We start from the raw sequence: 1671 nt of genomic DNA on the forward strand, positions 1-1671 counted from the left end.
GTTGAAAGACATCTCACGTGCTTAAGAAGTCAAGCCGCGACGGCCAGTTCGGTCGGGAAGGGGGTGAACGCGCGTTGTTCGTCGAAGAGCTGTCCGGTCTGCAGGCAGTGGTAGAGCTGGCCGAGCAGTCGGTTGAACAGGTGCCGCTGGGCCTGGGCATGCCAGTCCCCGGCATCTCGCCGACGACGGTAGTGCGCATCGGCTCCGGGCGAGCTGGTCAGGGCTGCGAAGGCCCAGAGGAATCCGGCGGTGATCAGCCGGTCGTTCTTGATGAAGCGGCGGCCGACGAACTTCTTCCTGCCCGAAGCTCTGGTGATGGGGGCCGAGCCGGCGTATGCCTTCAGGGCGCGGGCGTCGGCGAAGCGGCCGTGGTCGTCTCCGATCTCGGCGAGCACCCGGGCGCCGAGCTGGACACCGAGGCCGGGGAAGCTGAGCAGCACGTCAGCGTCCGGGTGCTTGCGAAAAGACTCCTCCACCGCCTTGGCGAGCTCGTCGGCTGCCCGACAGGCGGCGTCCAACTGGACGATGAGGGCGCCCAGTTGCTGCCCCATGGCATCCTCGACGGCCTGCGGGTGGCGAGCGCAGTCGGCGCGGAAGACCTCCTTGAGGCGCCGGGCCTCGGCTTCGATGCCGCGGACGCGGCCGGCACGCCGCAGCGCGGCCTGGAGTTGCGGGAGCGAGAGCTTCGCGGCACGGGCCGGGGTCGGTGCCGTGGCCAAGACGGTGCGGGCTTCAGGTCGGGCGAGGCCGTGCTGCTTGCCCTGGAAGGCGTCCAGGGCGGCCGGGTAGAACGTCTTCAGCAGCGAGCGGACCTGGTTGACCAGCTGCTGGCGGTGCCAGACGGCGTCCTGCTGGGCGCGGGCGAGCACGGTGATGGCGCGGGCCAGGTCGCTGTCGGCGGGAAGCGGCCGGTGGGCGTGCATGTCGGTGCGCAGGATGTTCGCCAGGACCAGGGCATCGCCTGGGTCGGACTTCTTGCGGCTGACGCCGTGCCGGTCGCGGTAGCGGGCGGCGGACAGCGGGTTGACCGCGTAGATCTGCCTGTTCCCCGTGCGCAGGGCTGCGACCAGCAGGCCATGGCTGGTCTCGATGGCTATCGGTATCAGGTCTTCGGGGGTGTCGCCGTGCTCGGCGAGCAGGTCCAACAACACCCGGTAGCCGGCCGCGTCGTCGGTGATCCTCTTCTTGGCGAGTTGGGTGCCGGTGTCGTCGACCAGAGCGACGTCATGGTGGCGTTCGGCCCAGTCGATCCCGCAGTACACGTTCAATCCGTACTCCTAGTCCTGTCTGTTCGTGCAGGTGACAAGCCTGTGTGGGCCACGCGGCGACCTAATTCCAGGACTCTCGGGTCCGCCATCTCACTAGCCGTTCGTGACACCAGCGCACCGCAGGGGCCTCAGTCTCGGGCAGAGCTCGAAGGCTCGGGAGCAAACGGGAGGTCACCCTGCGGCGGGCTCGCACCACGACGATCAACGTGCGAGTGGCCGGGATGGGTTTCGCGGTGGCCCGAAGACGCCGGGGCAACCGCTCTTTCATAAGACCTCGAAGGGCCGGGAGACATCAGGAGTCCATCCGACGCCCACGCGGCCACCGCGAACCGCATCCACATCAGTCCGTCCAGCAGCCCTCCCCGGGGCTGACCTGGAACTGGCTACTCACGAATTAGGAGAC

The 1671-nt window shown here is 68.3% G+C and carries 1 protein-coding gene; it reads right to left on the bottom strand.

Annotated elements, in window-relative coordinates; all coding sequences use genetic code 11:
- Window positions 1-29: 29 nt before the first annotated feature.
- Window positions 30-1268, bottom strand: coding sequence for an IS110 family RNA-guided transposase (locus AQJ27_RS51245; protein WP_067385965.1), 1239 nt, complete (start codon window positions 1266-1268; stop codon window positions 30-32).
- Between the last annotated feature and the right edge of the window lie 403 nt (window positions 1269-1671).

Origin of the sequence: Streptomyces olivochromogenes (assembly GCF_001514115.1) — a bacterium.
In the GTDB taxonomy this organism is placed as follows: Bacteria; Actinomycetota; Actinomycetes; order Streptomycetales; family Streptomycetaceae; genus Streptomyces; species Streptomyces olivochromogenes.